This window comes from Kingella kingae (assembly GCF_900475905.1).
Classification (GTDB): Bacteria; Pseudomonadota; Gammaproteobacteria; order Burkholderiales; family Neisseriaceae; genus Kingella; species Kingella kingae.
Genome location: NZ_LS483426.1, coordinates 229,549 through 250,302, shown reverse-complemented (window position 1 = coordinate 250,302; position 20,754 = coordinate 229,549). Strand labels below are relative to the sequence as shown.

The 20,754-nt window shown below is 46.2% G+C and carries 21 protein-coding genes and 2 tRNA genes; 9 read left to right on the top strand and 14 right to left on the bottom strand.

All coding sequences use genetic code 11. The features are described 5' to 3' along the window. Nucleotides 1-31: 31 nt before the first annotated feature. Nucleotides 32-469 (bottom strand): ribosome maturation factor RimP, encoded by a 438-nt coding sequence (rimP, locus tag DQN52_RS01330; RefSeq protein WP_003788363.1) that lies wholly within the window; start codon nucleotides 467-469, stop codon nucleotides 32-34. 262 nt (nucleotides 470-731) lie between these two features. On the opposite strand from rimP, the gene DQN52_RS01325 reads away from it, so the two are divergent. Further along, nucleotides 732-816 (top strand) — tRNA-Leu (locus DQN52_RS01325). 39 nt (nucleotides 817-855) lie between these two features. On the opposite strand, the gene DQN52_RS01320 is transcribed toward DQN52_RS01325, so the two are convergent. After that, nucleotides 856-1,053 (bottom strand): hypothetical protein, encoded by a 198-nt coding sequence (locus DQN52_RS01320; protein ID WP_003788361.1) that lies wholly within the window; start codon nucleotides 1,051-1,053, stop codon nucleotides 856-858. Between the two features lie 59 nt (nucleotides 1,054-1,112). Beyond that, nucleotides 1,113-1,484, bottom strand: a complete 372-nt coding sequence (locus DQN52_RS01315; protein ID WP_003788359.1) for a helix-turn-helix domain-containing protein — start codon at nucleotides 1,482-1,484, stop codon at nucleotides 1,113-1,115. Nucleotides 1,485-1,626: 142 nt separating this feature from the next. Between DQN52_RS01315 and DQN52_RS01310 the strand changes: the two genes are divergently transcribed. The 3 genes from DQN52_RS01310 (at nucleotide 1,627) to DQN52_RS01300 (ending at nucleotide 5,754) form a co-directional block, all read left to right on the top strand. Continuing rightward, on the top strand, nucleotides 1,627-1,938 hold the full coding sequence (locus DQN52_RS01310) for a hypothetical protein (protein WP_003788358.1): 312 nt from the start codon (nucleotides 1,627-1,629) through the stop codon (nucleotides 1,936-1,938). A gap of 17 nt (nucleotides 1,939-1,955) precedes the next feature. Continuing rightward, nucleotides 1,956-2,756 (top strand): DUF5358 family protein, encoded by an 801-nt coding sequence (locus DQN52_RS01305; protein ID WP_003788357.1) that lies wholly within the window; start codon nucleotides 1,956-1,958, stop codon nucleotides 2,754-2,756. 169 nt (nucleotides 2,757-2,925) lie between these two features. Beyond that, nucleotides 2,926-5,754 (top strand): valine--tRNA ligase, encoded by a 2,829-nt coding sequence (locus DQN52_RS01300; protein ID WP_003788353.1) that lies wholly within the window; start codon nucleotides 2,926-2,928, stop codon nucleotides 5,752-5,754. Nucleotides 5,755-5,812: 58 nt separating this feature from the next. On the opposite strand, the gene DQN52_RS01295 is transcribed toward DQN52_RS01300, so the two are convergent. Next, on the bottom strand, nucleotides 5,813-7,873 hold the full coding sequence (locus tag DQN52_RS01295; protein WP_003788351.1) for a capsular polysaccharide biosynthesis protein: 2,061 nt from the start codon (nucleotides 7,871-7,873) through the stop codon (nucleotides 5,813-5,815). A 116-nt stretch (nucleotides 7,874-7,989) separates the two neighbouring features. Between DQN52_RS01295 and DQN52_RS01290 the strand changes: the two genes are divergently transcribed. Further along, nucleotides 7,990-8,322, top strand: coding sequence for a helix-turn-helix domain-containing protein (locus tag DQN52_RS01290; protein WP_003788349.1), 333 nt, complete (start codon nucleotides 7,990-7,992; stop codon nucleotides 8,320-8,322). A 230-nt stretch (nucleotides 8,323-8,552) separates the two neighbouring features. After that, the gene (gene murJ / locus DQN52_RS01285; protein ID WP_026036348.1) at nucleotides 8,553-10,088 is read left to right on the top strand and encodes a murein biosynthesis integral membrane protein MurJ; all 1,536 of its coding nucleotides are present in this window, start codon (nucleotides 8,553-8,555) and stop codon (nucleotides 10,086-10,088) included. A 301-nt stretch (nucleotides 10,089-10,389) separates the two neighbouring features. Here murJ and DQN52_RS01280 read toward each other — a convergent pair whose 3' ends face one another. The 5 genes from DQN52_RS01280 to recJ form a co-directional block, all read right to left on the bottom strand. Continuing rightward, a complete protein-coding gene (locus DQN52_RS01280) occupies nucleotides 10,390-11,166 on the bottom strand; it encodes a DUF4440 domain-containing protein (protein WP_003788346.1) in 777 nt (258 codons plus the stop codon). Nucleotides 11,167-11,431: 265 nt separating this feature from the next. Then, on the bottom strand, nucleotides 11,432-12,481 hold the full coding sequence (locus DQN52_RS01275) for a metallophosphoesterase (RefSeq protein WP_003788341.1): 1,050 nt from the start codon (nucleotides 12,479-12,481) through the stop codon (nucleotides 11,432-11,434). Further along, nucleotides 12,472-13,017: a gamma carbonic anhydrase family protein gene (locus DQN52_RS01270; protein ID WP_003788339.1), complete on the bottom strand. Its 546-nt coding sequence runs from the start codon at nucleotides 13,015-13,017 to the stop codon at nucleotides 12,472-12,474. The genes DQN52_RS01275 and DQN52_RS01270 overlap by 10 nt, the downstream gene beginning before the upstream one ends. 39 nt (nucleotides 13,018-13,056) lie before the next feature. Beyond that, entirely contained in the window at nucleotides 13,057-13,791 is a 735-nt protein-coding gene (locus DQN52_RS01265; protein ID WP_003788337.1) for a histidine phosphatase family protein, read from the bottom strand. A 216-nt stretch (nucleotides 13,792-14,007) separates the two neighbouring features. Further along, entirely contained in the window at nucleotides 14,008-15,720 is a 1,713-nt protein-coding gene (gene recJ, locus DQN52_RS01260; protein WP_003788336.1) for a single-stranded-DNA-specific exonuclease RecJ, read from the bottom strand. A 360-nt stretch (nucleotides 15,721-16,080) separates the two neighbouring features. On the opposite strand from recJ, the gene DQN52_RS01255 reads away from it, so the two are divergent. The 3 genes from DQN52_RS01255 (at nucleotide 16,081) to tfpZ (ending at nucleotide 17,968) form a co-directional block, all read left to right on the top strand. Further along, nucleotides 16,081-16,578 (top strand): pilin, encoded by a 498-nt coding sequence (locus DQN52_RS01255; RefSeq protein WP_003788333.1) that lies wholly within the window; start codon nucleotides 16,081-16,083, stop codon nucleotides 16,576-16,578. Nucleotides 16,579-16,753: 175 nt separating this feature from the next. Next, the gene (locus DQN52_RS01250; protein ID WP_003788330.1) at nucleotides 16,754-17,215 is read left to right on the top strand and encodes a pilin; all 462 of its coding nucleotides are present in this window, start codon (nucleotides 16,754-16,756) and stop codon (nucleotides 17,213-17,215) included. A gap of 21 nt (nucleotides 17,216-17,236) precedes the next feature. After that, the gene (gene tfpZ / locus DQN52_RS01245; RefSeq protein WP_032827860.1) at nucleotides 17,237-17,968 is read left to right on the top strand and encodes a TfpX/TfpZ family type IV pilin accessory protein; all 732 of its coding nucleotides are present in this window, start codon (nucleotides 17,237-17,239) and stop codon (nucleotides 17,966-17,968) included. A 201-nt stretch (nucleotides 17,969-18,169) separates the two neighbouring features. Here the strand turns inward: tfpZ and DQN52_RS01240 are convergent. The 5 genes from DQN52_RS01240 to DQN52_RS10875 all read right to left on the bottom strand — a co-directional run bounded on the left by DQN52_RS01240 (nucleotide 18,170) and on the right by DQN52_RS10875 (nucleotide 20,553). Beyond that, nucleotides 18,170-18,245, bottom strand: a tRNA-Asn gene (locus DQN52_RS01240). Between the two features lie 53 nt (nucleotides 18,246-18,298). Next, a complete protein-coding gene (locus tag DQN52_RS01235) occupies nucleotides 18,299-19,189 on the bottom strand; it encodes a metal ABC transporter permease (RefSeq protein ID WP_003788327.1) in 891 nt (296 codons plus the stop codon). Between the two features lie 36 nt (nucleotides 19,190-19,225). After that, the gene (locus DQN52_RS01230; RefSeq protein WP_003788325.1) at nucleotides 19,226-19,618 is read right to left on the bottom strand and encodes a pyrimidine dimer DNA glycosylase/endonuclease V; all 393 of its coding nucleotides are present in this window, start codon (nucleotides 19,616-19,618) and stop codon (nucleotides 19,226-19,228) included. A 48-nt stretch (nucleotides 19,619-19,666) separates the two neighbouring features. Then, nucleotides 19,667-20,392: a metal ABC transporter ATP-binding protein gene (locus DQN52_RS01225; RefSeq protein ID WP_003791722.1), complete on the bottom strand. Its 726-nt coding sequence runs from the start codon at nucleotides 20,390-20,392 to the stop codon at nucleotides 19,667-19,669. Nucleotides 20,393-20,394: 2 nt separating this feature from the next. Then, nucleotides 20,395-20,553: a hypothetical protein gene (locus tag DQN52_RS10875; RefSeq protein WP_019390092.1), complete on the bottom strand. Its 159-nt coding sequence runs from the start codon at nucleotides 20,551-20,553 to the stop codon at nucleotides 20,395-20,397. Nucleotides 20,554-20,754: the final 201 nt, after the last annotated feature.

The window sequence follows — 20,754 nt, the reverse complement described above, 5'->3', positions numbered from 1 at the left end:
AAAGCAGCCTGCACATTAACTATTTAACTATTTAGAATTTAAATTCAGGTTTAATTCGCGCCTTATCCACATTAGATAACTCAATTTGCGCGACTTTGCCGTCAAACGACAGCGTAATCATCTGCGTGGCTTCATCAAACGACTCAATGCGCCCGATGAAATTCTTTTGCCCGTCCACAGGCAAGCGCGTTTTGATTTTCGCCTGACTGCCTGCAAAACGCACAAAATCGCTGGCTTTTTTCAGCGGACGGTCAAGCCCTGGGCTAGAAATTTCCAAGTTCTTGTAATCCACGTCTTCCACCATAAACACACGGTTCAAATGGTTGCTAACGGTCGCGCAATCTTCCACCGTGATGCCACCTTCTTTATCAATAAACACGCGCAACGTGCCTTGTGCCGTCAATTCAAAATCCACCAATTCGTAGCCCAAACCAGGCAAGGTTGTGTCTAAAATATTCTGTATATCCATGTTTTAATTAAAATTTCCATATCTAGAAAACAAAAAAATGACCACGCGGGTCATTTTTCGTTGGGTGTTTGAAAAATTGGGCGCAATTATAATCGCTTTACCTTGAAAAGAAAAGGCTTTTTATTTTGATATTGGATTTTGCATACCCAACTTTTATCGCCAAACAAAAAAATCCATATAAAAAACAACAAACCCCATTTTTGACGACACAATTTGCTTGACCAATTTTGCCACATCGGTATAATGCGCCACTTCAACACCTGCCCAGGTGGCGAAATTGGTAGACGCAGGGGACTCAAAATCCCCCGCCGCAAGGTGTGTCGGTTCGAGTCCGACCCTGGGCACCAAATTTCAAAACTCCGCTAAATTTGATTTAGCGGAGTTTTTTATCGTCCGTACATTTCGGCAATCCATTTGATTTGTTCTTCGGTAGCGGCATCTTTGCCGAGTTCGGCTGATAGTACAAATTCGCCACTTAAACCATTTTGCTGACATGTTTGCTGCCAAAGTTTTAGGCGTTCTTCGTGGGTTAAGTCGTTTTTGAGCTGGCGAATTTTTTGAACGGTTTGTTGATTGAGATTCATGGAGATTCCTTTTAGGTTGCCTGAAAAATAGAAAGGTTGGGAAAGAATCCGAACCTGATTTATTTTTCTACATTGGCTTTTAATAACGCAATGATTTCTTTTAACGCTTCAATTTCTTTGTCTTTTTGTTTTAATAATTCATCTTTTGCATCAAGCAATAATTGGAATTTATCCATTGAATTTAAATTATGGCCATTTACATTATTGTCGCCGATGGAAAAGAAAAACGTTTTATCTTGGTTGGCAATTAAATCTACCATATCGATATTAAAAATTTGTGCAATTTGTTTTAGTTTCTCAATATTTATGTTAGTTTGCCCACGTTCGATTTTCGCATAACCATTGGCGGACATAGCTAATTTTTCCGCCATTTCTTCTTGCGACCATTGGTTAATTTCTCTCATCACGCGAATTTTGTCGTGGACTTCCATTTTTTATCCTTTAATTTCTTTCAGGTTGCCTGAAAGTGTGGTTTTCAATATTCTGAGTGTAAATTCTACCATTTTTTGTGAGTGGTTAAAATAGATTGAATAGTTTAACATAAATTACCATTTGTTAAATGAAAGATACAAAATGACACAAAAAATTCTAATTCATGCAGATATTTATGAGAGTATTTATGAGAGTAAATTTTTTGGGAATAATAAGGTTCAACTTTGTTACTCAAATATTCAAGCTAAAAATCCTAGTGAACAGGCATTGATTGATGAATGTATTCAGAAAATGCGCGAGGATAATAATGAGCTTTTATTAGAAAATCAGACTTATTATCCAGTTTTAGGTTCAGTTCGGGATTTAAATTCAGGTATGGCATTTATCTCACCTAAACTAAAAATAAAAAATGCTTCTTTAATTTTGGATATTAAGAATAAAAAGTTTGAATAATATTTAAAGGATATATCATGTTAAAAAAATTACTAACGTTTGTTTTACTTACTCCAAGCCTCTGTATTGCCGCACCAAAATATAAAATTTCTGATGCAGATGTAAGGAAATGGATTATTGAAGGAAATAAAGCAGAACAATGTCTTTTTCCCAATATAAATAGTGTATCCCCAACCCCAACTACCTATATATTGCATAAACGGTATGTTTATGAATTACCCTTAATAAAGGTAATTGGTCTACAAAATACAAATACTATCTTTTCCGACATAGAATCAGGACAATATCTTGAACGAAAATTTCGGAGATTTAATCACGCTAAACCAGCAACATTTAGTAGCGAGTGGTGTGAAAATTTAAAACAACAATATGCTAGAGATATTCCTGCTGCTAATCAATGGATTGCTCAACAGGAAGCATTACAAAAACAAGCTCAACAAGCCCAAGAAGAACAAGCTCGCCAGGCATTTTACGCTACGCCGCAAGGTCAGGCTTATTTAGCACAGCAGCAATTGTTGCAACAACAGCAAAATGCGCAACAGCAAGCATATTACAATCAGCAGCAAATACTTGAACAACAACGCCTTGAACGTGAACGTCAAGAACGTAATCAGACTTGGCAAGATTTGGGCAACACTATTCAACAATCAGTGAATAGTTTGACAAATACAATGCAAAATAACACACAAATGCTAAATAATATGAATAACCAAATGATGCAAAATAATCAACAAATGATGCAAAATTGGGGTAGTAATCGTGGTGGCTCTGTAACCTGTTATAAATTAGGCACAGGTATTACTCATTGCAATTATTAATAAATATTTGATTCATATATAAAGAATTAAATTTTTTTACAAATTGGATTTCCTAATTTTTCAAATAGTTGGAAATCCAATTTTTCTAGCAGCCTGAAAAACTGAATCCCCTCATTTTTGCTATAATCCCACATCTTTTAGTCAATTCAACTTTCAGGCAGCCTGAACTATGTTAAACAAATACAACCCCTCCGAAATTGAAACCAAACATTACCAAAATTGGGAACAAAACGGCTATTTTGCCGCCGATTTTGCGAAAAAAGACAGCTTTTCCATTCAGCTCCCACCGCCAAACGTAACAGGCACATTGCACATGGGACACGCATTCAACCAAACCATTATGGACGGTTTGGCGCGTTACTACCGCATGAAAGGCTTTAACACTTGCTGGATTCCAGGGACTGACCACGCAGGCATCGCCACGCAAATCGTGGTAGAACGCCAATTAGCCGAACAAAATATTAGCCGCCACGATTTAGGGCGCGAAGCCTTTTTAGAAAAAGTGTGGCAATGGAAAGAAAAATCAGGCGGCACAATCACGCAACAAATGCGTCGCGTGGGCTGCTCTGCCGATTGGTCTCGCGAATATTTCACAATGGACGACACACGCGCCGAAATCGTTACCCAAGTATTTGTTAAATTATACAATCAAGGCTTGATTTATCGCGGCAAACGCTTGGTAAACTGGGACCCTGTGTTGGGTACAGCTGTTTCCGATTTGGAAGTGGAAAATGTGGAAACGGACGGCTCAATGTGGCATATCCGTTACCCATTGGCGGACAATCCGAATGAAGCCGTTATCGTGGCAACCACGCGCCCTGAAACGTTGCTCGGCGACGTGGCAGTGGCGGTACACCCCAAAGATGAACGTTATACACATTTAATTGGCAAGAATTTAATTTTGCCTTTGACAGGTCGCACCATTCCCATGATTGCCGATGAATATGTGGAAAAGGATTTCGGTTCAGGCTGTGTGAAAATTACCCCTGCCCACGATTTCAACGACTACGAAGTCGGCAAACGCCACGACACTTTATTGATTAACGTATTGAGTTTGGAAGCGAAAATTTTGACGGAAGCGGAAGTATTTGATTACCGCAGTCAAGCCCACGAAACGTGCAGGCTGCCTGAAAAATACGCAGGTTTAGACCGTTTCGCGGCGCGTAAACAAATCGTGTCGGATTTACAAGAACAAGGCTATTTAGTCAAAATTGAACCGCACAAATTGATGACTCCAAAAGGCGACCGCACAGGCTCGGTTATTGAACCCATGCTAACCAATCAATGGTTTGTGGCGATGTCGGCAACCGCAAACGGTGGCGAACCCGATAGCGAATTTAAAGGCATGAGTTTGGCGCAAAAAGCGAAACATGCCACCGAAAGCGGTCAAATTAAATTTGTGCCTGAAAATTGGATTAACACTTACAACCAATGGATGAACAATATCCAAGATTGGTGTATTTCGCGCCAGTTGTGGTGGGGGCATCAAATCCCTGCGTGGTACGATGAAAACGGCAAAATTTACGTTGCCCTGACCGAAGAAGAAGCGCAAAAACAAGCAGGCAGCCTGCAAATCACACGTGATGAAGATGTGTTAGACACTTGGTTCTCGTCTGCGCTTGTGCCATTCTCTACGCTGGGCTGGAAAGACGGCGAACCTGACACGGAAGCGATGAAAGCGTTTATTCCATCTAGCGCGTTGGTAACTGGCTACGAGATTATTTTCTTTTGGGTGGCGCGTATGATTATGATGACGACCCATATTGTTGGCAAAGTGCCGTTCCGCAATGTGTATATTCATGGCATCGTCCGCGACCACGAAGGCAAAAAAATGTCTAAATCAGAGGGCAACGTGATTGACCCTGTTGATTTGATTGACGGCATTGATTTGGAAAATTTATTGGTTAAACGCACAACTGGTTTACGCCGCCCTGAAACCGCCCCAGCCGTGAAAGAAGCGACTAAAAAACTGTTCCCAGAAGGCATTCCGTCAATGGGTGCGGACGCGTTGCGTTTCACGATGGCGAGTTATGCGAGCTTGGGTCGTGGCGTGAATTTTGATTTTAAACGTGCGGAAGGCTATCGCAATTTCTGCAATAAAATTTGGAACGCGACCAATTTCGTGTTGATGAACACGGAAGAGAAAGATTGCGGTTTGTCGGGCGATGTGAAATTCAGTTTTGTTGATGAATGGATTATTTCGCGTCTGCAACAAACGATTGCGGCGGTTGCGCAGGCTTATGAAACCTATCGTTTTGATTTGGCCGCGGAATTATTATACAGCTTTGTTTGGAACGACTATTGCGACTGGTATTTGGAATTGGCGAAAGTGCAGCTGCAATCGGGCGATGAAATCCAAGCTCGCAGCACACGCCGCGTGTTGTTGCAGGTGTTGGAAGCCAGCTTGCGATTGTTGCACCCAATTATGCCGTTTATCACGGAAGAATTGTGGCAAGTCATCGCCCCAATGGCGAACGCGAAAACGGCAGACAGCATTATGATTGCGGCATTCCCTGTGGCTGATGAATCGCAAATCGTTCAGGCAGCCTTGGACAAAATGGCAGCGTTGCAAGAATTGATTGGCTCGGTTCGTAATTTGCGTGGCGAAATGGGTATTCAACCGAGCGTGAAAGCTCCGTTGTTTATTGAAAGCGCGGACGATTTAGCGGCGTATTTGAATTACTTGCCGATGTTGGCACGTTTGACCGAAGCGACCCAAGTGGACACGCTGCCTGAAAGTGAAGATGCGCCAGTTGCCGTGTGCAACGGTGCGCGTTTGATGCTGAAAGTGGAAGTGGACAAAGCCGCCGAAACCGCTCGCCTGAACAAGGAAGCGGAAAAATTGCAAAAAGCATTGGACAAATTGAACGCGAAATTATCTAAAGCAGGTTATATGGACAAAGCTCCTGCCCATTTGGTTGAGAAAGATAAAGCGGAATTGGCTGAATTGGAAGACAAAATGGCGAAAGTGAAAGCGGCTTTGGCGAAGTTGGCGTAAATTTGATTTGAAATAAAAAGCAGCCTGCACATTGGATAAACAAGTGCAGGCTGCTTTTTCATCGCCACAACGTCCGCACCAACTGTTGTGCTTTGCCCATTTGTTTGCTTATCCAACTGCGGTGCAGGCTGCTTGCGTTGGCTTGGCGTTTTTGTTGTTGCAGGATTTCAATCGCGGCTAGGGCGTTGATGCGCTGCCCTGTTTTGGGGTGGGCGTAGCTGGGATAGTGTAGCAATGTGCCGCTAATCAGTTGCCACAAGGCTAAACGCTTGCTGCGGCGTGCAATCGGCAATTCGTCTGTGGTTAAGCCCCAGCCTGCGTAAAAGGGTAGCCCATAACAAATCACTTTTTTGCTGCGCAATAGGGCTTCAAATCCTGTGAGCGATGTCATGGTGTGGACTTCATCGCACACGGCAAGACAGGTCAAAATATCTACTTCGGCGGCTTCTTGGTTGGCAAAACGGGCGATATCTTGCGCCGATACGCGCCCAATTCGGTTGCCACTGACGACATCGGGGTGCGGTTTGTAAATAATATACGCATCAGGATTGCGTTCGCGCACGGTTCGCAGCAAATCGGCATTGCGGCAAATTTGGGGCGCACCCAAGCGAATGGACGCATCGTCTTCCACTTGCCCCACCACCAATAACACGGTTTGCGTGGTTTGGATTGTCCAGTTGAGCGGTTTGCCAACGTTGTATTTGCTGATGTTTTGTGCAATCAAAGCAGCCTGCACTTGTTCGGCGAGCGTTTGGTCTTGTGGACTAAATTCGTGGTTTTGTAGCAGCCATTCCAAACGGGACGCTTGCTGTGGGTTGAAATAAATGCCCATGTCGTCCAACACCAGCGATAGCGGTGGTACTAGGTTTGAGCCAAGTCCAACCGAGCGGATAAAGCCGTCTTCCATGCGAATAACTGACCAGCCGCGTTCGTTTGCCCATGCCACGCAATCGGCGTGTTTGTTGCCCCAAACCAGTAATTTAGCGGACAAAGCAGCCTGCGTTTTTTGCAGCGATTTGAAATCGCGCACAAAATGCAATCGGCAAGACGGTGTGTTTAAAAATGGCTTTAACGCGGCTTTTTTCCATGCCGACACGCCCACGCAATAGACATCGCCACGCAATAATTCGTTGTGTTGTCGCGCTTGGATTAGGTGTTGTATCACGTCAAAAATGGTGCCGCGCTCGCCTGTGTTTGGGTTGATATAGCGCGTGTATTGTAAATAGGCGGCGGCGAATAGTTGCAATACGGTGCGCGTGGGGCGGTGCAGGCTGCTTGCTTTGCGGTGGCGGTCATCGGTTTGCCCCCAGCCTGCGTACCAAGTCAAGCCAAAACACACGACTGGTTTGCCACACATTAGTGCTTCAAATCCCATGTGCGATGTGGCGCAATAGACTTTATCTACGCTTTGCAACAGGGCAATCGGGTTGATGTCATCTGTCAAAATGGTGGCGTTTTCGGGCAAGTTGTGCAGCGGTAAACAGCCTGATTTTTTGCCGCTCAACACATCTGGGTGCGTTTTAATCCAAATATCGGCGTGCGGATTTTCGGTGCAGGCTGCTTGCAACATTTGCGCCAAGTTCGCGTCATCAACCAAGCCATAACGCAAACTCATGTCGCCAGCGGTTTGGTCTATGACTAGCACCACGGGGCGCGATGACTGGCGCGGCGGCACGTTGCTGGGCGCGTGATTGTATTTGGATAGCTGCTGCGACACAATTTGCTGCATGGCTTGTTCGGCTTGCGTCCAGTCTATATCGCTGGCGGTTGGGGTTTGCTCAATATAGCGTTGTAGGCGAGACGGGCGCGTGTTGTCGTAATACATACCCAAATCGTCCAGCACCAACGACAAGGGCGGATAACCCTGCACGCCCAATCCCAACGAGCGCAAAAAACCGTCTTCCAATGCCACATACGGCACGTTTAACTGCTCGGCTTTGCGTTGCGCGGATTGAGCGGTCGGACGGTAGCCCCAACCCATGACACAAGCAGCCTGCACTTTTTGGGGGAGGCGTTGTCCAAAGTGCAGGCGATAGTCCGCCAAAAATGCAGACAAATGAGGGATTTTTTGTATGCCACGCGATAGGATTAGGGCGTGGTGATTGTGTTTACTTGTCATACAATGTATTATGATGTTATACTATGTAACAGGATTACTCATGTACACGATTATAGAAACCAGCCGATTTAAAGCAATATCCAACCCAAACAAATCAAACAATTAAAGGGTTAATCATGAATAAACTGCTCAATATGGATGATAAAATCGTAGCTGCCGTGGTGGCAGACGACCCAGATGCCGCCGCCGTTGCCGATGATTTGGCACACTCTCTGCGCGAAATGCAAGCAGGGCAATTTGCGCGTCAAACCGAAATTACCCTGTCGCCCGTAGCACAAACACGGCATCAAACAGGTTTATCGCAAGAAAAATTTGCGGCTTTGTTGGGGATTTCTGCCAACACACTCAAATCATGGGAACAACAACGTCGCCAACCCAGCGGTGCAGCACGAACTCTATTGCATTTGCTGCACAAACACCCAGAATTGGTGCATGAAATTCGCCAGTAACCGAAAAGCAGCCTGTTTACCAAAAGTGCAGGCTGCTTTTTATAGTGAAATGAAATAAAAATAGGACAAGGCGACAACGCTCGCCGTGTGAAATAGCACATAAGGGCGTTGGCAACGCTGTACTATTGCGATTTCATTTCACTATATTTGTTATCGTCCAAGCCAACAACCACATCATTCTACCATTCAATGCTACACTTTCGCCCTTTTGCACCGATTCTATCAACACCATGAACCTACTTTCCGTATTAGCCAAATTAAGCAGCATGACCATGCTCTCGCGCGTGCTGGGTTTTGTTCGCGATGCCGTGTTGGCGCGTATTTTTGGCGCAGGCATGGCAATGGACGCTTTTGTGGTTGCCTTTCGTTTGCCCAACTTATTGCGCCGTATTTTTGCCGAAGGCGCGTTTTCGCAAGCCTTTGTCCCCATTTTGGCAGACTACAAACAAAACCAATCGCCCGAAAACACCCAACAATTTGTGCAATATGTCGCAGGTATGCTGTCGTTTGTTCTGTGCATCGTCACCGCGATTGGCGTGTTGGCAGCCCCCTCCGTGATTTGGCTCACCGCCAGCGGTTTGGCGCAAGACGGCACACGCTTTGATTTGGCTGTGGATTTATTGCGCGTGGTATTCCCCTATATCTTATTGATTTCTCTATCCAGTTTTGTGGGCAGCATACTCAACACATACAGCCAATTTTCCATTCCAGCATTCACGCCTGTGTTGCTCAACGTGTCGTTTATTGTGTTTGCCGTGTTTTTCGTTCCCTATTTTGACCCACCGATTATGGCATTAGGCTGGGCGGTCTTAGTGGGCGGATTGCTGCAACTGGGCTTTCAACTACCATGGCTGTTCAAGCTCGGCTTTCTCAAAATGCCGAAATTGAGTTTTCGCCACGCCGCCGTTAATCGCGTTATCAAACAAATGATACCGTCTATTATCGGCTCATCGGCAGCGCAAATTTCTTTGGTTATCAACACCATATTCGCATCGTATTTGGTCATTGGCAGCGTGTCGTGGATGTATTATGCCGACCGACTCATGGAGCTGCCGTCGGGGGTCATCGGTGCGGCACTTGGCACGATTTTATTGCCCAACCTATCCAAACACGCCGCCGCACAAAATCAAACCGAATTTTCCGCGCTGTTGGATTGGGGTTTACGCCTTTGCCTGTTGCTGATTTTGCCAGCCGCCGCAGGTTTAGCCGTACTCGGATTCCCGCTGGTTGCCACCTTGTTTATGTACAACCAATTTAGTCTGCACGATGCCCAAATGACGCAATACGCCTTGCTGACTTACGCCTTTGGCTTGCCTGCCATGATTATGCCGCGCATTTTGGCATCGGGCTTTTATGCGCAAAAAAACGTCAAAACACCCACCAAAATCGCGCTGATTTCGTTGGCAACCACCCAGTTATTCAACTTACTGCTGGTGTGGCATTGGCAACACATTGGGCTAACGATGGCGATTTCATTGGGCGCGTGGGCGAATGCGACATTGCTGTTTGGCGCATTGTTGGCAAAAGATTTGTACACACCACGCGAAGGTTGGCGGATTTATTTAACGCGCATCGTCATCGCATTGCTGGTGATGAGTGGCGGCTTGTGGGTGATTCAAATCGCGCTGCCAATCAACTGGCAAGCCATGAGCGGCATGGCGCGAGCAGGCGTGTTGGGCGGATTGATTGTGCTGGCGATGATTTTGTATTTTGGCGCACTCATCGCGTTGGGCTGGCGTGTGCGAGAATTGAAACGCACGGAATAGAAATAAAAGTGCAGGCTGCTTTTGACGGTGTTTTTTGCCAATCAAAGCAGCCTGCACTTTAATTAAAGGTAATTAACCCATCAAAGATAATTTTAGATTATATGAACCGCAACAATCTGCACTAATCCACCAATCCACAAAAAGCAGCCTGCACTTTGTTGGTCTTCAAAGTGCAGGCTGCTTTTGTATAGTGGATTAAATTCAAACTAGGACAAGGCGACAACGACCGCCGTGTACAGTTAGTACATAAGGGAGTTGGCAACGCTGTACTAGTTTGAATTTAATTCACTATATTACCTAATTAATGCGTTACAGGTGCAGATGCTTTTTGCGCTTGCTCTGGCATACCAGACGAGTGGTGGCTGGTAATCAACCATTGTTTGCCGTCCCAAGAGTAGGTAAAGCTATAACGCGCCAAAACGCGCTCGCCTGTTTTTTGGTAGGCAAATTCATATAAGCCTGCATCAATCGCGCTGTTGCAACCCACTTGAATGTAGCGTTCTTTGATGCTGCCAACTGGCGATTTTTCTAGGAAGTGTGCAAAGTAATCTTCTTTTTCGGCACGGCTATAACGAATTTTGTCCGATACGGTTGGTAACAAAATAGAATCTGATGCGTAGTTTGCCACTACGGCTGCTTTATCGCCTGTTTGCAACGAAGCATTCCAGCGGTCAAACAAAGCGGCGATTTCGCGGTCGGTTACAGGTTGGCAGGCTTGCTCGCTACCGTGCGCGGTTACGGCAGGCGCAGATGCAGCAGGTACAATCGTTTCTTTAACCACAGGTTGCGTGATTTGTTCGCTTAAAACAGGTGCAGGTTGCACTTCTTGTGGTGGTGCAATGGCAGGTGCTTGCGGTACAGAAGCCACTTCCACTTCTTTGATTTCATCTACTAGCAAAATAGCCACAGGCTCGCTAGCAGGCAAAGTAATGGGCGCAGAGCTGGTGGTGGCTTCGCTTGTCGCTACTTCGCTGGCAGCTGGTGCGGCTACTTTTTTGGGACGCTCGCCTTTGCTGCATGCAGTCAAAGTCAAAACCAAAGCGGTGCTGGTCAATAGTGTGATTTGTTTCAAGTTCATGATTTGCTCCTATGTAGCGGTTGGTGGTGGTTAAACAAAAGTGCAGGCTGCTTTTTATAGTGAAATGAAATCGTAATAGTATAGTGGATTCAATTCAAATTAGGACAAGGCGACAACGCCCGCTGTGTACGCGTGGTACATAAGGGCGTTGGTAACGCTGTACTAGTTTGAAGTGAATTCACTATACTTCGTTGCCAACGTCCTTATGTGCTATTTGCACACGGCGGACGTTGTCGTTTTGTTCATTTCACTGTATGCGGCAGATTCAATTCTCGGTTGTCACAACATCGCCATTATCAAATACCAAAACCCGTTCTGGATAGCGCATGGCAGCCAGTCGATGTTTCGATTGACAAGGGCTAATGTTTTTTTTGCGGTCGCGCCAACGTGCGCCAACCGAAAAATCGATACAAAATACATTGCGTTTTGCGCCATGCCAGCAATGCGATGGCACGGTAAACATATTTACGCGGTGCTTGGCGCGTGTGTGCTGGTTGTCGAAGCTGCGCCAATAGTGTCCCACAATCACAGGGGTAGCATCGTGGTAATCGTCCCACCATGGGTTGCGAATCGAAAAACGCCAACGTCCGCCTGCAAAAAAAGGCTCTTCTGCAATTTTTTCGATGCCGCAAGTGATGGCGCGAATCGGGTGGCGACTGCTGCGATACACATCGTGCTGCGCGGTGGCAGGCAGCATTTTGGGTGTGTGCGAATGGCTTTCTAGCGTGTGGGCGTATTGTTTTTGTTCGTCCAAATAATCGTCATACCACGGTGCGTGTTTGAGACAGCAATGCAGCTCTTCGTCCCATTCTTGACACAATTTTACTATATTTTCATTTTGATTTTCTTGTATTTTTTTGATGACTTCGGGCAGCCAAGCGGCGTGAACAATGCGTAAATCGTGGCGTTGCAACACCAATGGTTGGGTGGCAAGAAATTGTAGGGTTGATGCGTGTTCGGATTCGGGCAGCCTGCACCATGGTGCATAGCTGTGGCTATCGTGTTCGTAGCGGTTGGCAAAAAACCAGCCTGCACCGTCTTTGGCTTCGCCCATGAGCAAATTAAGTTCGTGGTTGCCCAAAACCATATAGGCATTGCCTGCTGCGTGTGCTTGTTTGAACCATGCCAACACGGCGGGCGAATCGGGGCCTCTATCTACTAAATCGCCCACAAAAACGATTTTTCGTCCTTGTGGGTGCTTTCCCGTTGGCGAGTAGCCTAAATAATGCAATAAATTTTGCAGGGCTTCGTATTGACCGTGTATGTCGCCAACGATGTCAAGTGGGGTGTTGGGTAGCGTTTGGATTAAGGGCATAGTGCAGGCTGCTTTTGATATTGGTTCGCCAGTTTAACATAGTGCGCCGATGAATACACAAAATGGCTGCGTTCTGCTTCGGTGAGTGGGCGAATTTGTTGCACGGGCGACCCCATATACAAATAACCACTTGCCAAGCGTTTGCGTGGTGGCACAAGACTGCCTGCACCAATCACGACTTCGTCTTCAATTATCGCATCGTCCAAAATAATGCTGCCCATGCCCACCAACACGCGGTTGCCAATGCGGCAGCCGTGCAGCATTGCCATGTGTCCAATGGTAACGTCGTCGCCAATGATGAGTGGCGAACCTTCGGGCTTGGCATCGTTTTGGTGCGAAACGTGCAGCATGGTCAAATCTTGCACATTGCTGCGTTGCCCAATGTGAATGTGATTGACATCGCCACGAACCACCGCACCACACCACACGGAGCTATCGGCAGACAGCACAACTTGTCCGATAATGGTAGCGGAGTCGTCCACATAAACGGAAGAGTCAATTTGCGGTGTATGATGTAAATAAGCGCGAATGGTCATAGCGTGTTCCTTTTGGGCGATAAAAAGTGTAGGCTGCTTTTAATAAATATGCCCCATGCGTTTGGCACGACTGGCTTCTAGCAAACTTGGACGTCCTTGGCTGCCACGCAAACCGCCATCGCCAATACTGTGGATTTTCCAGCCTTCCGACAGCGAATACGACAAACGCGTCATGCTGGCATTGGGAACGCTTTCATATAGTGTGGACATCGGGTCAATGTTTTTTAAGATGCCTGTAATCGCCATGCCGTGCGACACCACCAAAATGCGTCCTTTTCTGGGGGAGAGACCAATAATCTCGAACATCACGCTGTTCAATCGCGCCAAAAATTCAGATTCGCCCTCGGCTTTGCGCGTCGGGTCGATGCGTGCCAAAGTTTGCGCCAAGCGGTGCAATGAACCATTGCGATAGGCATGAATCCAGTCTTCTACTTTGGCAAAACCGTTTTTTTCTGCCAACAGTTGATGCAGTTCATCGCGATGAGTTTGCTCGAAGCTGCCAAAATTGTATTCGCGCAAGTCTTCAATTTCTTGAATACGCAAATCGGGCTGATTGGTGGTTTGCAACACCAATTGTGCGGTGGTTTTGGTGCGTGGCGATGTGCTGCAAAACGCGGCATCAAATTTAATGCCTGCATCGGCAAAACGCTGTGCCGATTTAACCACATCTGCAATGCCTTCTTCGGTTAAAGGTGAGTCACTCCAACCTTGCACCAAACCTTGTTCGTTTGCTATGGTTTTGCCGTGGCGCATCAAATAAATATCCAAACTCATTTTATTTTCACCTTTATTGTTTGATTTTGTTGATTGTACAGATGCAGGCTGCTTTTGGGTTTCAAAGCAGCCTGCACATATAGTGAATTAAATTTAGATTAGTACAGCGTTGCCAACTCCCTTATGTACTAGCTGTACACGGCAGTCGTTGTCGCCTTGTCCTAATCTAAATTTAATCCACTATAAAAATATTCGTTTTTGAGAATAGCCGTTATTTTAAACTGCTCTTTCCCAATAATCCACATAAAGCTGTAATTCTTGGTTGCCATTCCATTCGTTTACCGTGGGGCGATACACGATGCGGATTTTGTTGGGCAACTCGTCTTCGCATCGCCAAAACATCGCTTCAAATTCGTAGCCATCTTTTTGCAGCCATGCTTTTTTGTGTTTTTGCTCTTTGCCCATGAATTGTTGTCGCACCACGTCAAATTCATCGCTAAACGACGGCGGTGGAAAATTTTGCCCCCACACTTGTCGGTTGATTAAATCGGCTTGTTCCAGCGTGATGTCCGAACCGTGCAGGCTGCCATCGGTCAAATACGTTTGCGACAAAATGTCTTCGTTTACCAAACCTTGCACCACGTCTTCAAACACTTGGCAAAATTCGTCAAAACGATGTTTGCGTAGGGTTAAACCAGCCGCCATCGCGTGTCCGCCAAATTTCACAATCATGTCGGGGCAACGCTTGGCAACCATATCCAAAGCATCGCGCAAATGCAAACCTGCAATGGAACGCCCCGAACCGCGCAATTCGCCATCGTCAGACGGTGCAAACACAAACACAGGGCGATAAAAACGGTCTTTTAGGCGACTTGCCACAATGCCGACCACGCCTTGATGAAATTGCTCGTGATACACCGACAGCGTGGTTTGGCTGCTAGGCAACACATCGGGACACAATGCCAACACTTCTTGCAACATGCCTTGTTCGATTTCTTGGCGCGTTTGATTGAGTTGATTCAACTCGCTGGCGATTTGTTGCGCGTAGGGTAAGTTGTCCGACAACAAACACGAAATCCCAATGCTCATATCGTCCAAACGCCCAGCAGCGTTAATGCGCGGCCCGAGCGCGAAGCCCATATCAAACGGCTGGGCTTTGCGTGTGTCGCGCCGTGCAATTTCAAACAAAGCGCGTATGCCGTGCGACATTTTGCCAGCCCGAATGCGCTTTAAGCCTTGCGACACCAAAATGCGGTTGTTGTGGTCTAGCGGCACAACATCGGCAACCGTTCCCAATGCCACCAAGTCCAATAAGTTGCCCAAATTCGGTTCGGGCAAACCTGCTTGTTGAAAATAGCCACGCGAACGCAGTTGGGCGCGTAATGCCATTAACACATAAAAAATCACGCCCACGCCAGCCAAACTTTTGCTGGGGAAGTCGCAACCGCGTTGATTCGGGTTCACAATAATGCAATCGGGAACGCTGCTGCCTGCGGTGTGGTGGTCGGTAACCACCGTGTCTATGCCCAATGCTTTGGCGCGCGCTACGCCTTCTTGGCTGGAAATGCCGTTATCTACGGTTAAAATCAGTTGTGCGCCCATTTGCGCGGCAATGTCGGCAAGTTCTGGCGTTAAGCCATAGCCGTGCTCAAAACGGTTGGGGACAAAAAAATCCACCACCGCGCCCATGTTTCGCAAGCCTTTGATGCCAACCGAACAGGCGGTTGCACCATCGGCATCGTAATCGGCAATAATCAGAATTTTTTGGCGTTGTTCTATTGCCGTTGCCAAGCGTTCTGCTGCGGCTTCGCAATTTTTAAGCTGCGTATAAGGAATGAGCTGCGACAAGCTATCGCCCAATTCATCGACAGATTGAACGTGTCGGGCGGCATAAAGTTGTGCCAACAACGGCGGCGTGCCAGCATTTTGCAAAGCAGCCTGCACTTCGGCAACGACTGGGCGTGTGGCGATTTGTTTGGTGTGGGACATATATATAATAATGTGTAGCAAAAAATGGGGTTGCGTGGCAATTCATTTCCTATTCCAAAGAATAGGAAACAAATTGCAGGCTTCAATCAGCGCGCCATTTTAAAACAAAACACACAGAAAATGACAAAAAACGGCAGATTGATAAGCGAATCGCGCCCAAATTGACGTTTGTGCGACTGACAAAAAAAGGCAGTTTAATAAAATACTATTAAAAAACAAAAAGATAAAAAACAAAAAACAAATGGCACGCGCTCTGCTACCAAGTAAGACAAGTAACATAGCTTAATGAGTTCTACGGTACGGCGAGTTAAGCATCTTTCTTTTTTTAAACAGTACCACTTTTATTTTTGGAGATAAAACATGAAAACTATGCAAAAAGGTTTCACATTAATCGAGTTGATGATTGTAATCGCTATTATCGGTATTTTGGCTGCGATTGCATTACCAGCTTACCAAGATTACACTGCACGTGCACAAGCAACTGAAGGTTTCAAAATGACTTCTGGTTTGCAAACTGACATCGGTGTGTTCACAGCAGACAAAGGTCGTTTGCCAACTACTTCCGACTTGGGTAGTGATAGTTTGGCTAAACCATTGGCAGATGCAGCTCAAGCATTGGCTGGTAAATACGTGACCAAAGGTGGTGTTACAGTGGCAGACAAAGGTGTTATTAGCATTACCTTTAATAGCAACGGTGCTAACGATGGTAAAACTATGAAGTTGACGCCTAGCTTGAATGCAGACAATGGTCAAATCACTAAATGGGTTTGTGCTGGCGGTTCAGGTAAAGCTTTGGAAGCTAAACGCTTGCCATCTAGCTGCCAAGAAGGCGCTGCTGCTACTAATTCAGGTAATTGATTAATTAAATCTTGTATTGCAAATAAGCCAAATCAATCCAAATGGGTTGGTTTGGCTTTGTAAGAAAAGCCCCTTTTTTAAGGGGCTTTCGGCATATTTGCTTAATGACTATTCACTCTAAACTTTAATTAGCATAATTATTCAGCATAACATCATAAAACACGGGGGAATTCACATGAAACAAAATGGTACACAAACAGGCTTCACACTCATAGAATTGATGATTGTGATTGCCATTATTGGGATTTTGGCAGCCATTGCTTTGCCTGCGTATTCCAATTATGTGGCACGCGCTCAATTGGCAGAGGGCTTTAAGCTAACTGAAGGTTTGCGTAATGACATTGCGGTGTGGGCAGCAGAATATAAAGCCTTTCCCGATGCCGATGCAGTGAGCAGCACGGGGTATTTGGGCTCGCAAGCCAATAGTTTAAACGGAAAATATGTTGCTAAACACGGGGTGAGTATTGCTCCTACCACAGGTGTGATTACAGTTCAATTTGATGCAGGTGGCAATGCAGGTAAAACCTTAACTTTAACGCCAACACTCAACAAAGACCTTGATGAACAAATTATTTATTGGGTGTGCAGTGGCACGGTGGAAAAAGATCGCTTGCCTTTGTCGTGTCAAACAAATTAATTATTTATAATGAATAAAAAAATGTCATTCAGAGTTCGCGCTTTTGTCATTCATTTGATTTTGTCTTTTTTGATTGCGGCCATTTCGGCTGCCATCGTGTTTTTATTGTGGCACCCTGCACCGCTTGCCAAGGCGGTGGGGGTGACGCATATTTTTTTATTGATGCTGGGTGTGGATGCAACTTTGGGGCCATTGCTGACTTTGGCGGTGGCAAAAGAGGGCAAAAAATCGTTGAAGTTTGATTTGTCGGTGATTGTGCTGGTTCAAATTGCCGCTTTGGTTTACGGTTTGCATAGCATCACGGTTAATCGTCCTGTGTATATGGTGTTTGACAAAATCCGCTTTGATTTGATTCAGGCTGCCGATGTGTCAGATGAATCGTTGGCAAAGGCGCAGGCTCCGTTTAATACATTGGGCTGGGGTTCGCCCAAATGGGTGGCGGTGCAACCAGTCAAAAATGATGAAGAGCGCAATCAACGTCTAACCAAAGAATTGCAAGAAGGCATATCGCCAGCCATGCAGCCCCATTTTTATACCGATTTGAACACGCAATGGGTGGGCATCAATACCGAAAGCCAAGCGTTGAGTGATTTGAATAAAACAAATCCGCCCGATGTGGTGGCAGCAGTTTTGCAAAAATATCCGCAAGCCGATACATTTTTGCCACTCAAAGCCTATGAAGTGGATATGACAGTTTTGCTGGATAGTAAAAACAAGCAAGTATTGGGTGTAGTGGATTTGCGCCCGTGGTAGTTTTAAGATAGATAAAAAGCAGCCTGCATTTTTGGGATTGATTTTCCAAAAGTGCAGGCTGAATGCTTTGCAAAAGGAGAATGATAAACCCTGTCCTTACTAATATAAGGATGTTTGGGTTTGCAAAAGTTTCAGGTTGGCTTTTACGTATACAAAAAGAAGCACGGCTAGTTAGACATTTATCTAACTAGCCGTTTTATTTGGCTCCCCGAACTGGGCTCGAACCAGTGACCTGCGGATTAACAGTCCGTCGCTCTACCGACTGAGCTATCAGGGAATAAGCTGCGCATTATAAATGCAATTTGAAATTGTGTCAATCAAAAATGTAGATTATTTTATTGTTGCGTTGATTTTTTTGTGTTTTTTTCTGAAAAATTTAATCAAAATGCCGCTGTTTGCGCCAAATAGCACTGAAATTAAGTACCAAAGTCCGCAAAATAAAATAATGGTCGGGCCAGATGGTATGTTGGCTGGGTGGTGGTAGGACAGTAATAAGCCTGCGTAACCGCACACCAACGCGCCTGCTGCGGCAACTAGCATCAAGCGACCGATGCTTTTAACCCACAATCGGGCGGAAATGGCTGGCAGCATCATCAAGCCAACCGACATGAGCGTGCCGAGTGCTTGAAAGCCTGCGACCAAATTCATCACCACCAGCACCAAAAAGGCGATGTGCCACAAACCGCCACGTCCACGCACGGCGCGTAAAAATAGGGGGTCGATGCTTTCTAGCATGAGCGGTCGGAACATGATGGCAAGTGCCACAATGGTCAAACTGGCAACCGCGCCCATGAGTTGCAGCGAAATTAAATCGACCGCCAAAACCGAACCGAACAATAAATGCAGTAGTTCTACGCTGTTGCCATTTAGGCTGACCAAAATCACGCCAATCGCCAAGCTGCTTAAATAGAATGCAGCAAAATTGGCGTCTTCTTTGAGTTCGGTGAAGCGGCTGACCAAGCCCGCGAAAAATGCCATCAACATACCTGCGATGAAGCCGCCCAAACTCATGGCGGGCAGGCTTAATCCTGCAATCATGTAGCCGATTGCTGCACCTGGCAACACGGCGTGGCTGAGTGCGTCGCCAATCAAACTCATGCGGCGCATCACCAAAAACACGCCCACTGGTGCGGCGGATAGGGCAAGAAAGACGACCGATGCTAGGGCGTATTTCATAAACGAAAATTCGGTAAATGGGGCGATTAGGTATTCGTGTAACATGATGACGGGTCGCAATAAAAAAGTGCAGGCTGCTTTTTAGCGCAATGGTGTTTGATGGGGCGTAAAACGGGCTTTTTGTGGCATGCGTTCGGCAATGCGTTCGCGGTTGATGGCAAGCGCGATTTCGGTGGGCGTGTAGTCTTGCCACAGCTCTGGATTGCTGGGTAGCTGTTCTGCCCAACGGTTTTGTACGTTGAATCCGCGCGCCAAGCATTCTTCGTGTAGCAAGGCGTATCGTTTTTGCAAAAAGCGCAATTTGTTGAAGAAAAATCGTACGTGTCCTTCGCCGAGTTTGTAGTCGGCGGGTTGCCCTACAAGGCTAAATTTACCTTTGGCAACGGCATTGGGAATGCGTGTGAGTTCGCGATGTTCGGCAAGCAAATGTTGGTCGCACAATTCGGTGGGCGGAACAAGATTGATTCGGGTCATGGGAATTCTTTTTTTGGTTGATTTATAGTGCAGGCTGCTTTTGTCGATTTAAGTGGCGCACCACGCATCGTCTTCGGCAGATTGGGCAAGGGCGTTGGCTTTGAGCAATAATTCATCGCACAACACGTCTTCGGTTTTGCCGCTGGCGACTTTTTCTCGGGCGATTAACAGGGTGTTTGGGAAATAGGCGCGGACTTGTTCGTAATCGTGCAGCACGGCAATAATGGCTTTACCTTGTTGATTTTCTTGGCGCAATATTTCCAATAGGGCATAGGTGGTTTTGGCATCTACGGCGTTGAACGGTTCATCTAGCAGCAAAAATGGGGCGTTTTGCACCAGCATTCGGGCGAGTAAAACGCGCTGGAATTGTCCGTTGGACAGCTCGCCAATGCCGCGTTCGGCAAATTCGCCCATTTCTACGCGATTCAAAGCAGCCTGCACTCGTTGGCGTTGGCTGCTGGATATGCAACCAAAAAAGCCGATTTCATACCACAAACCCATGGCGGCGAGTTCAAACACCGTCATCGGTTGCGACCTATCTACATCGGACTGTTGCGGCAAATACGCCAAGTCTTTGCGTTGCAGATTTTGCCAATGCACCGCGCCTGTGCTGCATCGCAACAAGCCCATAATGGCTTTGAGTAGCGTGGATTTGCCTGCGCCGTTTGGGCCAAAAATCGCATACATACAACCGCTTGGGAACGTCATATCCACATGATGCACGGCTGGGCGCGATTGATAGCTCACGGTTAAATTGTCAATCACAATGTTCATGATTATTGCGCCTCGGTTTGTGTTGGGGTTTCTGGCTGGAATAAGTCGTTGGGGCTGGCAACCGCCCATGCATAGACGCTCCATAGTGCGATGAGAACGATGGTGGCGAGCAAAAGTCGCTGGGTCAATCCTGTTAGCAATAAAGAAAAACGCGGTTTCATGTGCAGGCTGCTTTCTGATTAAAAGGGCGCATATGATACGATATAACAATTTTTGCAGCAATGTTATAGTGGATTAGATTTAGATTAGGACAAGGCGACAACGACCGCCGTGTATAGCTAGTACATAAGGGAGTTGGCAACGCTGTACTAATCTAAATTTAATTCACTATACATGATGCAACATGACGCAATGCTTGATTT